General features: G+C 62.7%; 9 protein-coding genes and 1 pseudogene. 3 read left to right on the top strand and 7 right to left on the bottom strand.

Annotation, left to right across the window (positions count from 1 at the left end):
* Positions 1 to 57: 57 nt before the first annotated feature.
* From J1G33_RS20740 to J1G33_RS20725, 4 genes are all read right to left on the bottom strand, one after another.
* Positions 58 to 834, bottom strand: a complete 777-nt coding sequence (locus J1G33_RS20740; protein WP_223018657.1) for a helix-turn-helix transcriptional regulator — start codon at positions 832 to 834, stop codon at positions 58 to 60.
* Between the two features lie 116 nt (positions 835 to 950).
* Positions 951 to 1,121, bottom strand: coding sequence for a metallothionein (locus J1G33_RS20735; RefSeq protein WP_032803483.1), 171 nt, complete (start codon positions 1,119 to 1,121; stop codon positions 951 to 953).
* 89 nt (positions 1,122 to 1,210) lie between these two features.
* A complete protein-coding gene (locus J1G33_RS20730) occupies positions 1,211 to 1,666 on the bottom strand; it encodes a DMT family transporter (protein ID WP_032876352.1) in 456 nt (151 codons plus the stop codon).
* Between the two features lie 4 nt (positions 1,667 to 1,670).
* Positions 1,671 to 2,159 (bottom strand): DMT family transporter, encoded by a 489-nt coding sequence (locus J1G33_RS20725; RefSeq protein ID WP_078821085.1) that lies wholly within the window; start codon positions 2,157 to 2,159, stop codon positions 1,671 to 1,673.
* A 117-nt stretch (positions 2,160 to 2,276) separates the two neighbouring features.
* Here J1G33_RS20725 and J1G33_RS20720 point away from each other — a divergent pair, with 117 nt between their 5' ends.
* The 3 genes and pseudogenes from J1G33_RS20720 to J1G33_RS27960 form a co-directional block, all read left to right on the top strand.
* Positions 2,277 to 3,209, top strand: a complete 933-nt coding sequence (locus tag J1G33_RS20720; RefSeq protein WP_103735378.1) for a LysR family transcriptional regulator — start codon at positions 2,277 to 2,279, stop codon at positions 3,207 to 3,209.
* A 140-nt stretch (positions 3,210 to 3,349) separates the two neighbouring features.
* Positions 3,350 to 3,709 carry a type II toxin-antitoxin system prevent-host-death family antitoxin gene (locus tag J1G33_RS20715; protein ID WP_248090394.1) on the top strand — a complete coding sequence of 120 codons (360 nt, stop codon included), beginning with the start codon at positions 3,350 to 3,352 and terminating at the stop codon, positions 3,707 to 3,709.
* Positions 3,706 to 3,804 (top strand): annotated as a pseudogene (locus J1G33_RS27960) (PIN domain nuclease); the annotation flags it as partial. The gene J1G33_RS20715 and the pseudogene J1G33_RS27960, both read left to right, overlap by 4 nt.
* 47 nt (positions 3,805 to 3,851) lie before the next feature.
* On the opposite strand, the gene J1G33_RS20710 reads toward J1G33_RS27960, so the two are convergent.
* From J1G33_RS20710 to J1G33_RS20700, 3 genes are all read right to left on the bottom strand, one after another.
* Positions 3,852 to 5,174 carry an Nramp family divalent metal transporter gene (locus J1G33_RS20710; protein ID WP_078821083.1) on the bottom strand — a complete coding sequence of 441 codons (1,323 nt, stop codon included), beginning with the start codon at positions 5,172 to 5,174 and terminating at the stop codon, positions 3,852 to 3,854.
* Positions 5,175 to 5,215: 41 nt separating this feature from the next.
* Complete coding sequence (locus J1G33_RS20705) at positions 5,216 to 6,769, bottom strand: DUF726 domain-containing protein (protein WP_223018656.1); 1,554 nt, start codon at positions 6,767 to 6,769, stop codon at positions 5,216 to 5,218.
* 260 nt (positions 6,770 to 7,029) lie between these two features.
* Positions 7,030 to 18,420 (bottom strand): autotransporter-associated beta strand repeat-containing protein, encoded by an 11,391-nt coding sequence (locus tag J1G33_RS20700; protein WP_223018655.1) that lies wholly within the window; start codon positions 18,418 to 18,420, stop codon positions 7,030 to 7,032.
* Positions 18,421 to 18,744 lie beyond the last annotated feature (324 nt).

Raw genomic sequence — 18,744 nt, 5'->3', positions numbered from 1 at the left:
CAGTTGATTGATGGGCTCAGCTTAAAGCGCGCCTGAGGTCGGCATCGGCCAAGTGCTTCAGGATTTCGGCCAACCCGCGTACTGCGAAGGCGATACACCCAGTTCACGGCGGAACATGTCGCTGAAACTGCTGGGCGAATACCCCAGGGCACGAGCAATGCCGCTCACCGACCGGCCCTGGACCAGCTCCGCGGCTGCCGTCGCCAACTGCACCTGGCGCCGCCACTCGGCAAAGCCCATGCCCAAGTGGTTCTGGAACAGTCGCGCCAGGGTGCGCACGCTGGCGCCCGCAGCCTCGGCGTGCTGCTCGAAGGGGATTTCCAGGGAGGGCGCAGCCATGACCGCCTGGCATACACTGCTTAGCCGACGATCAGTCGCCACCGGCATGGCGATGCGAATTGGGGAGCGACGTGCGCGTTGCAGCTCAAGCAGGGCCAGGCCGACGACCGCCTCGTAGTAGCCGGCATCGCCGTGATCGCCTTGTTCAACCAACGTCACGATCAATTCGCGCAACAACCGGCCTACTTCGATGACCTGCACCTGGCTGTCCAGCGTCGCCGCCAACGCCGGGCGCAGGTAGATGTTGCGCATCTGCAAGTCGGAGACAACACGGATGCCGTGTTCGACTCCCGGCGGCAACCACACGGCGCGCTGCGGCGCAACTATCAGGGCTTCACGGGGCGTCTCGACCCACATCACGCCGCTCATCGCATAGAGCAACTGGCCCCATTCATGGCGATGGGGTTCCACATACAACCCACGCGGGTACGTGCGTGCCAGGGGCTGCACTGGGACGGCTTGATCACTGAGGTCGGGGGGCGCGGCCAGGGCCATGGCGGGTATATGTCAATCAAGGGAAAGGCGACCATGGTAAAGACTGGCCGCCGACAAGCGAACTGTTTTTACTCACCCGGCAGGCCCGGGTTGTCCGAGCCTGCAGGTAGATCACGTCAGGTGCGGGCCGACTTGGCGCACTCACAGCCGGTCGCGGCGGCGCAAGGCTCACCGTGGGCATGGTGCTCGGCACAGCCCTGGCAGCAATAACCTTTACCGTCCTTCATGATCGCATCGGCACCCAGTACGCATTTGCAGTGTGGGCAAGCACAGGTTTTATCTGGCATGGTCAGACTCCTTCTTCATGGTCGTCCCGGTGCAGCGAACGCCACACCTTAAGCAGTGACTCCACGCAGAGCGCCAAGGTTCAGCGCCGTCAGTCGGCCGCCCGGGTATTGCTGCGGTACATGAACACCAGTGCCAGCGCCAGGCACAGCATCGCCACGATGCGGCTGCCCGACAATTCGATCGCCGGGTTGCCCAGCCAGCCAAAGTTGTCGATCAGCATGCCCATGCCCAACTGCCCGACAATCACCGCCACCGTGGCGACCGCCGTGCCAACCACAGGCACCGCGCCGACCATCACCAGCATGTACACCACGCCGAACAAGGCGCCGGTCAATTGCCATTTCGGCACATCCAGCAGGCTGACGGCCTGGGCCGGCTCGAAGAAAAATATCAACAACGCCGTGGTGAGCGCACCGACGGCAAAGGTCAGCAGGCTGCTGCGCAATACGCCTACCGTCTGGCCCAGACGCCCATTGATCGCGGCCTGCACACTCAACACCGCCCCTGCCGCAATCACCACCACCAATAACAGAATCAGATTCATCGTCTTACCCTCGTGCAATCAGAACCAGCGCCGCCACAATCAACGCCAATGCAATCCAGCGCTCGCCATTGACGCGCTTGCGCGCCGTGCCGAACCAGCCGAAGTGGTCGATCAACACACTCTTGCCCACCTGCCCCGACAAAATCGCAATCATGGTCATCGCGATACCGATATGGGGCGTAGCCAGCGTCAACACCACCACGTACATCGGCCCCAGGAACCCGCCAATCAACTGCCAACGCGGCAGTTCGGTGAACGCCGGGCCCTTCTGCGGGCCGCTGAACAGCAGCAGTAGAAGGAGAATCGCGGTGCCGACGCCAAAGATGCTCAAGGTCGCCCACAAATGCCCGACCTGCGCGCCCAACGGCCCGAGCAGGCCAGCCTCCACCGACAGGCCCATGCCCGCCAGGATCACCAACGGCAACAACAGCAACCGCAGAAAATTTTTGTTAGGTCTGGCCTGCGCCACACCTTCGATAGAACGTGCCTGCATGGATCACCTGCGCATCAACAAAGAAAACATGGCGCGCATTATCCGGTGGCCGTCCTGTGCGATAAATGGGAGCATGCAAACAACACCTTTGCGCAACACGCACAGCCAGGAGAGATGATGCAGGGTTTGAATGAGCTGAGTTTCAAGGCGCTGCGCCTGTTCGTCGCCGTGCTCGACCATGGCAGTTTTTCCGAAGTGGCCCGCCGAGAAAGCCTGGCACCCTCCTCCATTTCGCGGCAGATTCAACTGATGGAACAGGCCCTCGGCCAGCAATTGCTGTACCGCCACACCCGCGCCGTAAGCCCCACCGAAGCCGGGCGCCTGCTGGGGCGTCACGCGCGGCTGGTATTGGAGCAGCTGGAAACGGCGAACCAAGCCCTGCAGGAACAAGACAGTGAGCCCAGCGGACTGGTGCGTATCAATGCGCCGATGGTATTCGGCCAGCGCCACCTTTCACCGTGGTTGGGGCAACTGTGCCGGCGTTATCCGAAGCTGCAACTGGATATCCAGCAAACCGATACCTTCGTCGACCCACTGCAAGACGGCACCGACCTGCTGTTTCGCATTGGCGTGCTCAATGATTCGGGTATGCAGGCACGCATCTTCGCGCCCCAGCGCTTTCGCATCGCCGCAAGCCCCGCCTACCTGGCGCAACACGGCACGCCGCGCCACCCTGACGAACTGGTCGACCACCACTGCCTGGCCTACAAAGGCATCACGGGCCAGCAACGCTGGTTCTTCCGGCGCGGCCAAAGTGACTGGACCTCCTACAGCGTCAAGGGCCCGATCACCGGCAACCACGCCGACACCCTGACCCACGCCGCCGAACAGGGCCTGGGCCTGGTGGTGTTTCCGTCCTGGCTGATTGGCGAAAGCCTGCGCGCCGGCAGTTTGCAGGCTGTGCTGACTGAATATGAAGTGGCGACCACCCTGGAGCCCCAGCAGATTGCCGCACTGTGGCCGGGCAGCCGGAGATTGTCGTTGAAAGTGCGTACGGTGATCGACTATTTCGTGGAGTGTTTTGGTACGGTGCCGTATTGGGATCGGTAAGTGAAGCCGCCCTTGCTAATGGTGCCACCGAGGGAAAATTCCTCGGAAGAAAAGTAGGCCCGTTCTGATTTTACGCGCCAGTATTTCTGGATACCGATCGCTGGGGCAGACTTTGGTTTGTTCTTTCTTGGAGATATGCCATGGATGTCGTGTATTACAAACCATCACGCGCGGAACGAGCAGCTTTGGCCGGTGGTCGAGCCGTCTTTGATAGCTCACGTAGTTTTGGCTATATTTGGCCAAAACACGGGGAAGACAACATGATTACCGTTCCTCTGGGTGAGGCAAAAAACAACCTGTCCAAATTGGTCGACGATGCCGCCGCCGGTAAAATCATCACCATTGCCAAGCATGGGCGCGCAATGGCACAGCTGGTGCCCGTGGGTAAATCCAACGGACAGCGGATTGGCGCAATGAAGGGAAAGCTGGTCATCCCTGAAGATTTCGACGCGCCACTACCTAGCGATTTACTGGATGCATTCGAGGGCAACCACTCGTGAGACTGTTGCTGGATACCCATATTCTGCTGTGGGCGCTCAACGATGACCCCAGACTATCCAGCAAAGCTCACAAGCTGATTGAAAATGCCGCAGACTCATTGGCAATGTTGGTGTAGGCCTGTATTCCAGCGGCCCTATATCATCAATCCAACAACCACTGCCCAATCAACCACGCATTCGCCCCACTGATCACCGCGAACAGGAACCACGCCAACAGCCGCGTGGGCAATCGATTGACGAACGGCCCCATCAACTGCTTGTCACCGGTCATGCGAATCAGTGGATACAGCGCGAACGGCAACTGCAGGCTGAGTACCACCTGGCTGAGAATCAGCAGCTTGCCGATGGCATCGTCGCCCATCAGCCATACCCCAAGGAACGCCGGGATCAACGCCAGTCCGCGAGTGATCAGGCGGCGTTGCCAGCAGGGTATGCGCAGGTTCAGGTAGCCCTCCATGATCACTTGCCCGGCAATGGTGCCGGTAAAGGTCGAACTCTGCCCAGACGCCAGCAACGCTATACCGAACAGGATGCTGGCGAAGGCGCCACCTACCAGTGGGTCGAGCAGATGATAGGCGTCCTGGATTTCCACCACATCGGTATGGCCCGTCTTGTAGAACGCCGCAGCGGCCAGCACCAGGATCGCTGCGTTGACCAACAGTGCCAGAGCCAGGGAACCGATGGTGTCGATGCGCGCCAGCTTGACCGCGTCCTGCTTGCTCGCCAGGTCCTTGCCGATCAGGCGCGTCTGCACGATGGAGGTGTGCAGGTAGAGGTTATGGGGCATGACCGTGGCGCCAAGGATGCCGATCGCCAGGTACAACGGCGCCGCGTCGCTGATCGCCGACAGTGAAGGCGTGAAACCGCTGAGCACGTCCGGCCAGTAGGGTTTGATCAGCACCAGTTCGATAAAGAAGCACACGCCGATGGTCGCCACCAGCGCCAGCATGATCGCTTCAAGGCGGCGGAAACCGCGGTTTTGCAGGGCCAGGATCAACAGCGTGTCGAAGGCGGTGATGACAATGCCAGTGGTCAGCGACACGCCAAGCAGCAGGTGAAACGCCAGGGCGCAACCGAGCACTTCGGCAAGATCGGTGGCGATGATGGAGATTTCCGCCAGCAGCCACTGGGTACGTGAGGAGCGCTTGCTGTAACGCTCGCGGCACAGCTGCGCCAGGTCCTTGCCGGTGGCGATGCCCAGCCGTGAGCACAGGCACTGCACCGCCATCCCCGCAAGGCTGGCCAGCAGCACCACAAATAACAGGCTGTAGCCGTAGCGTGAACCGGCTTCAATGGCGGTCGCCCAATTGCCCGGGTCCATGTAGCCAATGGAGATCAACAAGCCGGGGCCGGCGAACATCAACATGCGTTTGAAAAAGGACGCCTTGGGGTCAACGGCAACAGAGCCGGCCACTTCCGGCGGGCAGAACGGAGCGGTAGCGATTTTCGGCAGGTTGAATTTCACGCGCAATTCCAGACAATACACTAGGCTTGGGCAGCAGCTTATCAGTCGGACGCGACTGTGCGCATCACTGTATCTCGCGGCAAATCAAAGGCCTCTACCACTTGCACAACCAGGTCCAGCTCCTGGTTCAGCGCCTCGCGCTCCATGCGCTGACGAATCACACCGACCACCAATACCGCCAAGGTGGTGATCGAATACGCCGGGCCGGAAAACGCTCGCACGCCGCTGACCAGCAACATCGCCGCAGCCAGCGCCTGGCCCACCACCGGAATCGCCGTGGCTGCACCCCGACGCAGGATAAACCCGGTCAGCCCGGCCAGCGCGGTACCGCTCAAGGCTGTGGTGGCCGAACGACCCACGTCGAAGCGGGTGAACAACCCCTGTTCTTTTTGCGCGGCGGCCTTGAGTTCGGCGTCGAACGCCTGACGGTCGGTGCGGCTGAGTTTGTCCTTGTACTGCTCGATCAGTTTTTCAGCGACCTGCGCTTCGATATCCGCCAGCGCCACGCTTTGAAGTGGCTCGTCGAACTTGATGCCCAGGCGTTGCGCCACCTCCTCGGCAATCTGGCGATAGCTCACCCCGTGACCACGGGCCAGGTTCATGAAGCTGTCACCGCCCATGCGCTGCAACTCGATGGCCAGTTTCAGCGGTTCACGCACACTGGCGTCGATCGAGGCACTGCGCTTTTGCGCCATCAGCTCGGCGAGGAACTTCAGCTCTTCAGGACGCGCCTGCACCAGCACCGGGAACAGTTCGGCATCCTCTTCGGCAAAGCGCACTTCGCTGCTGCGCAGGTCGGCGCGGATCAGGCCACGGCGCTCCTGCAACAAGTCGGTGTACTGCACCACCGTCTTCAATTGCGGCCAATAAGCGGCATGATCAAAGCTGGCCAGATGCACATTGGTGACCTTGGTCTTGAGTGCAGGCGTAACGTCAATCGCATAACGGCCGATGCAGCGCTCGCTATCCGGCTTCAAGGCCAGCGCCCAGTCCTTGCTGGAATGGCAGTTGATCAGCCGGCCCTTGAGCGGCGCCGACACGTCATCCCAAGGGCTTGACGTACAGATCGCCCCGCCCATCAGCAACAGGTTATTCAACGGCAGCTCGCGGGCGATATCGGGGCTGGCCAACAGACTCTTGACCAGAATACGTGCGCCCAGGGAATGACCGATCAGGTTGATGCGCCGCACCGGCAGCGCCTCGTCGTGCAGGTAGCCGGCCAGTTCAGGCAACAAGGCCCTGGCCACTTCATCGACCCGCGCCTCGACACTTTTGTAATGGTCAAGAAAATAGGCAATCGCCCTACCGACGCCCACCGTCGCTGCGCCCAGGCCACCACCGCCAAGCATCGAAGCGATCACATCCTTGAACGGCGCGAACAAGTTTTCCAGAAAGTGCCCCGCCGGCCAGAACAGCATCAGGTTGGTCGAGCCTTCGATACCCGCCAGTTGTGCCTTGAAATTGCCCAGTTGCTGGCGGTTGAAGAAGGCCGAATAACCGTGAACATAGAGATTGAGCACATCCCCCTGGGGCTCGCCACATAGAACGAATGTGGGCTTGCGGGTGCGGTGCATTTCATCCCACTGGTGTTGCATGGGCCGGTGACTCCTGTTGGCAAGGGATGGCGATAGTAACAAACAGTGCCCGCAAGGAAGGTGAATCCTGACGGGCGTTAGCCACGTTCAGGACAACGGGAATAACCCGAGTCGAGCACGCCACACCAGCCGCGCTCCGGAAGAAATTGTGTGTACATTCTTCAGCCTGGCGGGTGAGCAATAAACTCTGTGCATTCAGGAACCAGTATTACTTCAAAAAAAAACCGCCCTTTCGGGCGGTTGAAAAAACTCGGCCTTGATCAAAAACCGAGGGAGAAACTCACCGTCACCGCGTGGTCCTTGTCGTTGCGCGAGAGTTGACCCGAATAGCCCAGGCCCAGCTTGCCGTTCTGGCTGATCTGGTAGTCCAGGCCCGCCTCCACCACCGCGCTGTCCTTGGCAATCGGCACGCCCTGGGTGCTGAACGAGCCACCGCCATTGATGAAGCTCAGGTCGGCGTCAGGCTTGGTATCGCCGAAGGCATGGCGCCAGCCGATGCTGCCCCGTGGGGTGATTTTCGAGCCGTTGCCCAAGGTAAGGGTCTGGCCGATGCGTACGCCCAAGGTCGAGTAGGTAATATTCTGGTCGGCATCGCCACGCAGGGCTGCCGAACCGCCTTTCTCCTTGATCGTATCGCTGTCGTAGTTGACGTAGGCCAGGCCGGCGAACGGTTCCAGGGCCACGCTGGCGGTTTGAATGGTGTAGCCGACTTCACCGAACACCTGCGCACTGCGTGCCTTGTAGTCGGCTTTCAGGCGTTGGCCCTCACCGCCGACCGCCACGTTGCGTTTGCTTTCGATGTCATGCCAGCTGTACGCCACGCCCATGCGTGCGGCGAAGGCTTCCTGCTGGTAGGCGGTGTAGGCCATCAAGTGGTAGCTGTCCACATCGGCGCTGGAATTACGGCGCTTGGCATCCAGATCACTGCGGGTGTAGCCGGCGGCCACACCGACGCGCCAGGCGTCGTCCACTTGCTTGTCGGTGCCCAGCAGGAAGCCGCTGAGATTGCGATCCAGCTTGGCGGTGTTGCTGTCACCGCCCATATGGCCCCAGGTGCCGAGTACGCGCATCCAACCGACCATCTCGCCGTGGCAACCGGCACTGGTCAGACGGTTTTCGCTTGGCGCCAGGGCATTGCGTGGGTCGTCCTCGCGGTAGCAACCGGGTTGGCGCATACGCTCGTTGACCGCGTCACGTACGTAACGCGAATCTTCGAGCATCGCGCTGGCGGTGCTGGCATGAATCTCGCCAGACAAGCTGTCGAAGGCTGCACGCGCTCCTGCCACGTCAGAATTGAGCAACGCGTTCTGCACCGCCACGCCACCGACGGCTGCGCCGCTGCCCAAGGCCGCCGCCACGCCGCGCTGGTTAGCGGTAGCCGCCACACTGGCATAGCTGACGTTGTTGCGGCTGACCGCCAGTGCCACCTGGGTTGGGCTGTAGTTCAACGCGGTAGTCAGGAACGCCAGGTTCTCCAGGTTGGTGGTGGCAAAGGTGCCGTTGACCGCGCCCGCAGTCAGCAGGGTGTAGGTGGTCGCGCCGGCATACGGTGCCAAATTGATCACATTCAAGGTGCCGCCCAGGTTGGCAGTGCCGCCCACGGCCAGGGAGCCGGTGGTGGATGGGGTAATCACCAGGTTCAGCGCGCCCGTGCTGGCGTTGGTGAAGTTGCCGGCCACGGTCAACTTGCCGCCGTCAGGCGTCACTGAGCCGTTGTTGACCAGCGAACCGACACTGCCGTTGCCGGTCAGGCCCGCACCGTTGGCCACGGTGACCTGGCCACCGAGCACCGCACCTGGGTTGGCCGCATTACCCACCTGCAGCACGCCCTCTTGCACCGCTACGGTACCGCTGAACGGCTGGTTGCCGGTCAGCAACAGCGCGCCGGTGCCTTGCTTGACCACCGCACCGGTGCCGCTCAAGGTGCCGTTGAATTGGCCATTACTGCTTTGGGCAAATACCAGACTGGCGTTGTCGAGGATGCTGCCTTGCAGGCTGGTGGTATTGCCCACCAGCGTACCGCCACTGACCGTAGTGCCGCCGGTGTAGGTATTGGCGCCGGTCAGCAGCAACGTGCCGGAATCCAACTTGTTGATCCCACCGGTTCCTACCAGCGGTGCATCGATCTGGGCGGTCACGCCGGAGTTGACCCGCACCGCAGCCAGGCTGCCATCCGCCGCATTGGTCGGGCTCAAGCTGCCCCCAGCGCCGGCCGTCAGGGTGTAACCGGCGTCAAGGAATTGCAGGCCGGTAAAGCCTTGGTTACCGACAACCGTCACGGTGCCGCCCTGCCCGCCAAATACCGCGAACTGGTTGGTGGACGCCTGCCCTTGGGTACCGGTGGGGTCTGTCCAGTTGGTGCCCGGGCCCCAGGTGCCACTGCCACCGGTGATGGTGCCGTCGGGGTTGGTGGTGCCGCCGTTCCAGAACTGGATCTGCCCTGGGGCATTTTGCACCACCAGGTTGAGCTGGTTGGCCAGCGCGGTTTGCAGGCTCACGTTGCCCAAGGCGACGGGCAAGGTGCCAAAGGTAAGGCCGTTATCGACCAAGCTGCCGCCATAGCGGAACAGTTGATACACACCCAGACCGAAGCCGCCGGCATCACTGACGTTGAGCGTTCCGTCCAGGGTCAGGTTGCCAGCGACATTCACCGCAGTGCTCGAAGCACCCGGTGCGCCGAGGGCGAAGTCCAGCGTGGTGCCCGACGACAAGGCCAGCGAGCCCACCGACAGTGGGGACGCCGAGCCCGCCTTGAGCACCGAACCGTCCGCCATGCTCACCGCACCGCCCAAGGTGCCGCTGCCACCCAGGGTCGCGCCGCCGGCAACTTGCACCGCAGCGCTGTTCAAGGTGCCGTTGACCAACAGGCTGCCGGTGTTGACGTTGGTAGTGCCGGTAAAGCTGTTGTTACCGGTCAGCAGCAACGCGCCGGTGCCGGTTTTGTTCAGTACGCCGGTGCCGGTGAGGTTGCCGGTGTAGGTGCCGTCGGTGGCTTGCTCAAAGGTCAATGCCGCATTGTTGGCGATGGCGCCTTGCAGGCTGTTGGTGTTGCCGGTGGTGGTGCCACCGTTGAGCGTGGTGCCGCCGCCGTAGGTGTTGGCACCCGCCAGCAGCAAGGCGCCACTGCCGTTTTTCACCAGGCTGCCGGTGCCGCTGACGACGCCGTTGAGGGCCAGGTCATGGCTGCCGGCCAGGGTCAGCGGGCCGCCCAGATTGACGGCATTGGCCAGTTGCAAGTCAGTGCCACCATCCAGTTGCGCAGCGCCGCCGACAGTCAGGGCACCGCTGCCCAGTGCAGCGTTGTTGCCCAGCACCAGTTGACCGGCGTTGAGGCCGGTGCCGCCGCTGTAGCTGTTGGTGCCATTGAGGGTCAAGGTTGCAGCGCCGTTTTTCACCAGGCTGCCGCTGCCGCTGATGCCACCATTGAGGGTCAACGCGTTGCTGCCGCCAATCGCCAGGGCGCCGTTGAGTACCGCTGCATTGGCCAGGCTCACTGCCGCGTTGCTGTCCAGGGTGGTGCCCGCCGCGGCAGTCAGTACGCCGGTGCCCAGGGCACTGTTGTTGCCGACCACCAGAGTGCCGCCGTTGAGCGCAGTGCCGCCGGTGTAGCCATTGGCGCCGTTGAGCACCAGAGTGCCGCTGTCGAGCTTGGCCAGGGTACCGGCACCATTGAGCGTGACGCCCAGGGTGGCGGTCACGTTCGGATCGACGCGCACCGCGGTGTTGCCGGTGCCGCCATTGACCAGGTTAAGCACACCCGCCGTGCCGGAGGCCAGGTTATAGCCATCGGTGACAAACTGCATGCCGGTGATGTTCTGCGTGCCGTCCACCGTCACAGTGCCCGCTGCCCCTTGGAACACTGCAAAGCTGTTGCCCCAGCCCTGATTAAGGGTGCCGTCGACATTGGTCCAGTTGGTATTGCCGGTGCTCCAGGTACCATTACCACCGTCGATGGCAGCGTTGCCGATCAGGTTATTGCCATCCCAGAACTGCACAGTAGTGTTGGGTGCAGTCACCAGCAGGTTGACCTTGTTGCTGATGGCGGTCTGCACTTGCAGATCGCCCGGCACCACGCTGCCCGGCAGTATGCCGAGGGTCAACCCGTTGTCGGTAAGCGCCCCGCCGTAGTTGATGAGGTTATAGACGCCGCTGCCAAAGCCGCCGATATCGGTGACGTTGAGGTTGCCGTCCAGGGTCAGGTCGCCGCCGACATTCAGCAGCCCGGTGCCGCCGCCCACAACTGGGGTGCCTAGACCGACATCCAGATTGGAGTTGCCGCCCAGCACCAGCGAGCCCACCGACAGCGTGCTGCCGGTGTTCAGGCCGATATGGCCGCCGTCGGCGACAGTCACGGCACCACCAAGAGCACCGCTGCCGGTCAGGGTCGCGCCGTTGTTGACCGCCACCGTGGCACTGGCCAGCGAGCCTGTGACATTCAAGGTGCCACCGTTGACGTTGGCTGCGCCGCTGATGCCATTGGTGCCGCTCAGGTTGAGCGCACCGCTGCCGTTTTTATCCAGGCCGCCGGTACCGCCCAGCGAACCGCCAAAGGTGTTGTCCAGGTTGCTGCCGCCCACCGCCAGCGTGCTACCGCCCGCCACCTGCACCGTGCCGTTGCCGGCCAGCGTGTTGAGGCTGGCATTGCCGCCCAGGTTGAGGCTGGCGCCGCTGCCGACAGTAACGCCGGAAGTGCTGCCCAGTGCGCCGTTACCCAACGTAGTCACGCTGCCGCCGGCCACAGTCAGCGGGCCGCTGAAGCTGTTATTGCCAGTGAGCAACAGGTCCGCCGCGCCATTTTTGATCAGCGCCGCATTGCCGGCCAGTACCCCGGCCAGGGTCAGGTTATTGCTGCCTGCGACGGTCAGGTCGCCATTAAGATTGACCGCGTTGGCCAGCACCAGCGGCGTGCTGTTGGCCAGGGTCGCCGCCCCGCCGACGGTCAAGGCGCCCGAACCCAGAGTCGTAGCGTTGCCCAAGGTCAACGTACCGGCATTGAGGGTTGTGCCACCGCTGTAGCTGTTGGCGCCGTTGAGCGTCAGGTTGGCGCCGCCCGCCTTGGTCAGGGAACCGCTGCCATCGACTACGCCATCAAGGCTCAGATCATTGCTGCCGCCGACTGTCAGCGCAGCATTCAGGCTGGTGTTATTGACCAGGGCCAGTGCAGCGCTGGTATCCAGGGTCGCGACGCCATTGACTGCCAGGGCACCGCTGCCCAGGGCCGATGCATTGCCCAGGGTCAACGACCCCGCGTTCAGTTGGGTGCCACCGAGGTAGGCATTGGCGCCATTAAGGGTCAGGTTGCCCGCACCGGTTTTGGTCAGGCCGCCGGCACCACTGACCACACCGTTCAAGCTCAGGTCGGCAGTTCCCAGAATGTCCAGGTTACCGGCCAGGTTCAGGGTATTGGCCAAAGCCACCGCGGTGCTGCTGTCGAGGCTGGTACCGGCTGCCGCGTTCAACGCGCCACTGCCCAGTGCGCTATTGGAGCCCAGGATCAAGGCGCCGGCGTTGAGTGCGGTTGGCCCGGCGTAGGTGTTGTTACCACTGAGGGTCAGGTTGGCGATGCCATTTTTGATCAGGCTGCCGGTGCCTGCCACGGTGCCGGCCAGGGTCAAGGCGTTGCTGCCGCCAACAGTCAACGTACCGTTGACGTTCACATTGTTGGCCAGGTTGACCGCAGCGTTGCTGTCCAAAGTGGTGCCATTGGCGGTGGTCAACACGCCACTGCCCAGGGCACTGTCATTGCCGACCACCAGCGTGCCGCCATTGAGCTCGGTGCCACCGGTGTAGCTGTTGGCCCCGTTGAGTACCAGGGTGCCTGTGTCCAGCTTGGCCAGGGTACCGCCGCCATTGAGCGTGACGCCCAGGGTCGCGGTGACGCCAGGGTCGACCCGCACGGCGGTGTTGCCGCCGGTGCCATTGAACAGGGTCAAGGCCCCCGCCGTGCCACCCGCCAGGTTGTAGCCATCCGTGACGAACTGCAACCCAGTGATAGCTTGCGCGCCGTCAACGGTGACGGTGCCCGCTGTGCCCTGGAATACCGCAAAGCTGTTCGGCGCCCAGGTTGTATTGAATGCGCCGTTGACGCCGGTCCAGTTGCCGGTGCCTGCGCTCCAGATGCCGCTGCCGCCTTCGATGGCACCGTTGCCGGTGACTTGACTGCCGTCCCAGAACTGCACGTTGGTACTGCCGTTGACCAACAGGTTGACCTGGTTGCCGATGGCGGTTTGCAGGTCCAGATCAGCGGCTGGGATATTCACCGGCAGGCTGCCTAGTTGCAGGCCGTTGTTGGTCAGGCCGCCGGTGTAGTCGATCAGGCGATAGATACCGGTGCCGAAGCCGCCGATGTCACTCACGTTGAGCGTACCGTCCAGGGTCAGATTGCCGTTGACTTGTACCAGTGCCGTACCGCCGGTGGATGGCGCGCCAAGGCCGGCATCCAGGTTGGAGTTGGCATTGAGCAACAACGAGCCGGTGGTCAGGGTAGCGCCCGAGTTGACCGCCAGGTGGCCGCCATCGGCGATAACCACATTGCCCAGCAAGGTACCGGTGCCGCCCAGGGTTGCGCCGCTGCCCACGCTCACATTGGCGCTGGCCAATGAGCCGTTGACGAGCAGGCTGCCACCATTGACCAGCGTATCGCCGGTGAGCGCGCTGAGGCCACCAAGGGTCAGGGCGCCCGTGCCGTCCTTGGCAAAGTTGCCGAGCCCGGCCAATACGCCGTCGAACGTGCTGTCGAGGTTATTACCGCCAACGCTCAATGTGCTGCCCGCCCCGACTGTCGCCAGCCCTGTGCCGGTGAGCGCGCCCAGGCTGGCGGTACCGCCCAGGTTCAGGGAGGTACCGCCCGCCAGATTGACGCCGGCACCGACACCCAATGCCCCATTGCCCACGGTGGTAAGGCTGCCCGATTGCACATCGAACAAGCCGTTGAAGGTGTTGTTGCCAGTCAGGCTCAAATCAGCCGTGCCGGTTTTGATCAGGTCACCACTGCCTGCCAGTACACCCGCAAGGGTCAGGTTGTTATTGAGACCGCCCACTGTCAGGCCTGCATTGAGGTTGACCGCGTTGGCCAGCACCAGCGGTGTGCTGTTGGCCAAGGTGGCCGCACCGCCGACCGTCAAAGCGCCGGTACCCAGCGCCGCTGCCGTACCGAGGGTCAAGGTGCCCGCATTGAGGGTGGTACCGCCTTGATAAGTGTTGACGCCGTTGAGCGTCAGGTCGGCGGCGCCGTTCTTGACCAGCTCGCCAGTGCCACTGAGCAGGCCAGTCAAGGTCAGGTCATTGCTGCCGGCTACGGTCAGCGCCGCGTTCAGGACGGCATTGTTACCGATGGTCAAGGCTGCATTGTTATCCAGGGTTGCGGCGCCACCAACGATCAGATTGCCCAGCCCCAGCGCCGCCGCATTGCCCAGGGTCAGCGTCCCGGCGTTCAGTGTGGTACCGCCGAGAAAGGCATTGGCACCCGTCAGGGTAAGGTTGGCAGCGCCGTCTTTAGTCAGGCTGCCGGCGCCATTGATCGCCCCCGTCAGGGCCAGGTCGGCGGTGCCGCCGATGCCCAGATTGCCCGCCAGGTTGATTGCATTGTTGACGCTCAGCGCAGTGCTTGCATCCAGGGTTGTACCGCCTGCCGCATTGAGCACGCCAGCGCCCAACGCGCTATTGGCCGCCAGCACCAGACCACCCGCATTCAAGGCCACCGGGCCAAGGAAGGTATTGCTGCCACCCAGGGTCACAGTGGCCGCGCCATTTTTGATCAAGCCGCCCGTGCCGCCAATCACGCCGTTGAGCGCCAACGCGTTGCTGCCCGCCAGGTTCAGGTCGCCGTTGAGGGTGACGTCATTGCCAAGCGCTGCCGCGGTATTGCTGTCCAGCGTGGTGCCCGCCGCAGCGGTCAGGGCGCCAGTGCCCAGCGCGGTGTTACTGCCGACCACCAACGTACCGCCATTGAGCAAGGTGCCACCGGTGTAGCTGTTGGCGCCACCGAGTACCAGTGTGCCGGTATCGAGTTTATTCAGGGCACCTGCCCCGGTGATATCGACGCCAATGGTCGCGGTTGCCAGCGGGTCGACACGCACCGCGAAGTTGCCACTGCCGGTGCTCAATTGCCCCCCGGTGCCATTGACCAGATTGTAGCCATCGGTGACGAATTGCATGCCAGTAAGGGTCTGCGCACCCTCCACGCTGACGGTACCCGCCGCGCCCTGGAACACCGCAAAACCGCCGCCCCAGGTCTGGTTGAGAATGCCGTCGGACGAGGTCCAGTTGGTGCCGCCCGCCGTCCAGGTGCCGCTGCCACCGTCAACACTGCCGTTGGGCACGGTGTTGCTGCCGTCCCAGAAACGGATGTTCGGTGCCGACACCACCAGATTGACCTGGTTGCCCACCGAGGTTTGTACCAACAGGTCACCCAGGCCATAGCCCAACGGCACGCTGTTGACGTTCAATGCGCCGGCCAGGCTGCCGGTGTAGTTGATCAACCGATACACACCGGCACCGAAACCACCGGCATCGCTGACGTTCAGATTACCGGCCAGGTTCACATTGCCACCGACATTCAGCAACGAAGTCAGCGAAGGTGCACCGAGGGCCACATCCAGATTGCCGCCGGCGCTCATGTTCAAGCTGCCGGCGGATAAGGTCGCGCCGCTACCCAGGGCCAAGTGCCCGCCGTTGTTGATATTCACCGCACCCAACAGCGAACCGCTGCCGGTCAGCGTGCCGCCACTATTCACGTCAACCACCGCACTGCCCAGGGAACCGGTGAGGTTCAAGGTGCCTGCGTTGATTGCCGTGTTACCACTGATGCCGTTGATCCCGGTGAGGTCCAGCGTGCCGGTGCCGACCTTGATCAAGCCACCCGCGCCACTGAGGCTACCGTCAAAGGTACTGCTGGTGCTCAGGCCGCCTACGGTGAGATTGAAACCACCGCCCACCGCCACGTCGCCCGTGCCGCTGAGGCCGGCCAGGCTGGAATCGACATTCAGGTTCAGCGCCGCACCGGCTGCCACGTTGGCGCCGGAACTGCCCGCCAGGGCATCGGCGCTCAACAGCGTGACGCTGCCAGACAGGATATCCACGACGCCAGTGAAGGTGTTGCTGCCCGACAGCGCCAGATCGGCCAGGCCATTTTTGATCAGCGCACCCGCGCCGCTGATCACGCCGTTCAGCGCCAGGTCGTTATTGCCCGCGAGGCTCAAGTCGGCATTCAGTGCAATGTCGTTGCCGATCCCGAAGGCCGCGCTATTGTCCAGGGTGGCTGCGCCGCCGACCGTCAAGGCGCCGCTGCCCAGCGCGCCCGATGTGCCCAGGGTCAAGGTACCGGCATTGAGGGTGGCGCCACCGCTGAAGGTGTTGGTGCCGTTGAGGGTCAGATTGGCCAGGCCGTCCTTGATCAGCGGGCCCGCGCCGCTGATCGTATTGCCCAGGGTCAGCGCATTGGTGCCGCCAACGGTCAGCCCGGCATTGAGGACAATGCCATTGCTCAGCGCAACCGCCGCGCTGCTGTCCAGAGTCGCCGCGCCGCCGACAGTCAGGTCGCCAAGGCCTAGCGCCGAGTTGCTGCCGACGGTCAGTGTGCCTGCATTCAAGGTGGTGCCACCCAGGAAGCCATTGGCGCCACTGAGAATCAGGTTGGCCGCGCCGGCTTTGGTCAGGCTACCGGCACCATTGATGCCACCGCTCAGGGTCAGATCGGCGGTGCCGCCGATGCCCAGGTTGCCCGCCAGGTTGACCGCATTGGTCAAGGTGACGGCCGTGCTGGCGTCCAGGGTCGTGCCCGCCGCCGCATTTAATGCTCCGGAACCCAACGCGGTAGCGGAACCTACCACCAGCCCACCGGCATTCAGCGCAGTAATCCCGGTGCGCGTATTGTTGCCGGTCAAGGTCAACAGGCCCGCACCGGTTTTGATCAAGCTGCCGGCGCCGGACATCACCCCGCCCAACGTCAGCGGGTTGGTGCCGGTCAGCGTCAGGTTGGCGCCCAGCGCCACGTTGTTGGTGAGTAACGACGCACCGCCAGCATCAAGGTTTGCGGCACCCGTCACACTCAAGCCACCGCTGCCCAATGCGGTGTTATTGCCCAGCACCAGTGTGCCGGCGCCCAGGCTGGTGGTGCCGCTGTAGCCGCTGTTGACGCCATTGAGAGTCAGGCTGCCCGCACCGCTGTGGGTGATCCCACTGGCGCCGGAAATCGCACCGCCCAAGGTCAGCGCGCCGGCGACGTCGGTGGTCAGGTTGCCGTTCAGGGTCAGCGCATTACCCAGGCTGACAGTACCGGGGGCCTGCAAGGTGGTGGCTGCACTGACCGTCACTGCGCTGCTGCTCAAGGCCAGGTTATTGCCCAGTTGCACCGAACCGCCGGCCAGGTTCGTCGCACCTGTGTAAGTATTGGCGCCGCTGAGGATCAGTTGCCCGGTACCGGCCTTGGTCAAGCCGCCCGCGCCCGAGAGCACGCCGCTGAGGGTCAGCCCGGTCGAGGCACCCTGCACCGTCAAGCCGCCAGTGCCCAGGGTCAGCAAATTGGACAGGGTCAAGCCATTGCCGGTGGCCTCGATGGTCCCGCCGTTGACGGTCAACACACCAGTGCCGAAGGTGGTGTTGTTATTGAACTGCGAAATGCCGCCATTGAGGGTCGTGCTGCCGCTGACCAAAGGCCCTTGCAGGGTCCAGGTGCCGCTGTTGATGGTCAGGTTGTTGAAGTTGACATAGTTGGCGCTCGACGCTGTGCCAGTCCCCGTGATACCGCCGCCGACACCCGTGGTGTTCTGCAAGATCAAGGTGTTGCTGCCCAGCGCGCCACCATCCACTTGGCCGGTGGGCGCGAATGTCAGGTTCACACCGAGCAGTCCGCCCAGGCTCGCGCCGATGCCGCCGCCGTTCGTTACGCTTGAACCGGTGACAGCGGTGAAGGTGTTGGTGCTACCGGCCCCCATCGACACACCGCCGGATATAGTCCCGGTGTTGAGGAAAGTGTTACCAGCGGTGGAGCTTTCGAACGCCACGCGCCCGGTCAGGGTGCCGTTGTTGGTCATGTTGACTTGCCCGCCGCCTTGCACCGCCACCACTGGGGTGTCGGAAGTGAACAGGGTCAGGCCGAGCAAGGACGAAGAGCCGATGGTGCCGTTGTTGACGATGGTGGTGATGCCGCCTGCACCGTTGGTGGCGTTCAGGGCCATGCCATCGAGCGAGGCCAGGTTGAGCCCGAGCAGCGCACCGGTACCGCGCATGATGCCGGTGGCGGTGTTGGTGATGTTCAACGCGCTGGCTGCCGTGTTGCCGATCACTACGCCACCGCTCAGCACTGAAACCAATCCCAGGAGTGCCGGGTCAATGGTGCCGGAGTTATTCAACGTCGCGTTGTTACCCGTCAGGGTCAACGCTTTGCCGCCCAGCGTCGCATTGAGTTGCGCTCCGGCGCTGACGTTGACCGTCAGGTCGTTGACCGCGCTGCTGAAGGTGTTGAGGAACAATGGCAATGACGGCACGCCCGTACAGGTCACCGTCGCGCCGGCTGCAGGACTTGCCGGGGTACAGGCAGCGAACACATCCGGGCTCGCCAAGCCCATGACCAAACCGGCCACGCCCAGGCGGATAGCAAGAGAAAGCGCAGAAATACGAGGTACAGCGGCAGTCGCAAGTCTTCTATCCACGTTCTACTCCTTGTGGTGCAAGCGTTTCGTCCATGAATGCGTAAAAAGCCCGGGTTTAACCTTCCACACGCATCGAATTCGAAATACCTGACCGTGTTGACTAACAATCCAGTTTGTCGAAACGTTAGTAGAGCCACGGAAAAGTCATTGAATTAAATGGTATTAATACTTTCGTAAAACCCGTGATCGAATGGGGTAACAACCAACATCCATTGACTGTCGCGACAAAAATACAAGTTTCAAAATGTGAAAAAGCGTTCTAATAGCGCCCTATCTCCCTCGCCACAGCAATAGTTAGCCGTTGATCCAAGTAAACAATGGAGT

It is taken from the genome of Pseudomonas sp. P867 (genome assembly GCF_019891455.1).
In the GTDB taxonomy this organism is placed as follows: domain Bacteria; phylum Pseudomonadota; class Gammaproteobacteria; order Pseudomonadales; family Pseudomonadaceae; genus Aquipseudomonas; species Aquipseudomonas synxantha_A.
Note: the sequence above shows the minus strand (reverse complement) of the source record. Positions and strands in the feature narration are given on the sequence as shown.

Coding starts and splice junctions, on each gene's coding strand:
- J1G33_RS20735 (WP_032803483.1), bottom strand. CDS start 1,121: ATGCCAGATAAAACCTGTGCTTGCCCACACTGCAAATGCGTACTGGGT.
- J1G33_RS20725 (WP_078821085.1), bottom strand. CDS start 2,159: ATGCAGGCACGTTCTATCGAAGGTGTGGCGCAGGCCAGACCTAACAAA.
- J1G33_RS20740 (WP_223018657.1), bottom strand. CDS start 834: ATGGCCCTGGCCGCGCCCCCCGACCTCAGTGATCAAGCCGTCCCAGTG.
- J1G33_RS20730 (WP_032876352.1), bottom strand. CDS start 1,666: ATGAATCTGATTCTGTTATTGGTGGTGGTGATTGCGGCAGGGGCGGTG.
- J1G33_RS20715 (WP_248090394.1), top strand. CDS start 3,350: ATGGATGTCGTGTATTACAAACCATCACGCGCGGAACGAGCAGCTTTG.
- J1G33_RS20720 (WP_103735378.1), top strand. CDS start 2,277: ATGCAGGGTTTGAATGAGCTGAGTTTCAAGGCGCTGCGCCTGTTCGTC.
- J1G33_RS20705 (WP_223018656.1), bottom strand. CDS start 6,769: ATGCAACACCAGTGGGATGAAATGCACCGCACCCGCAAGCCCACATTC.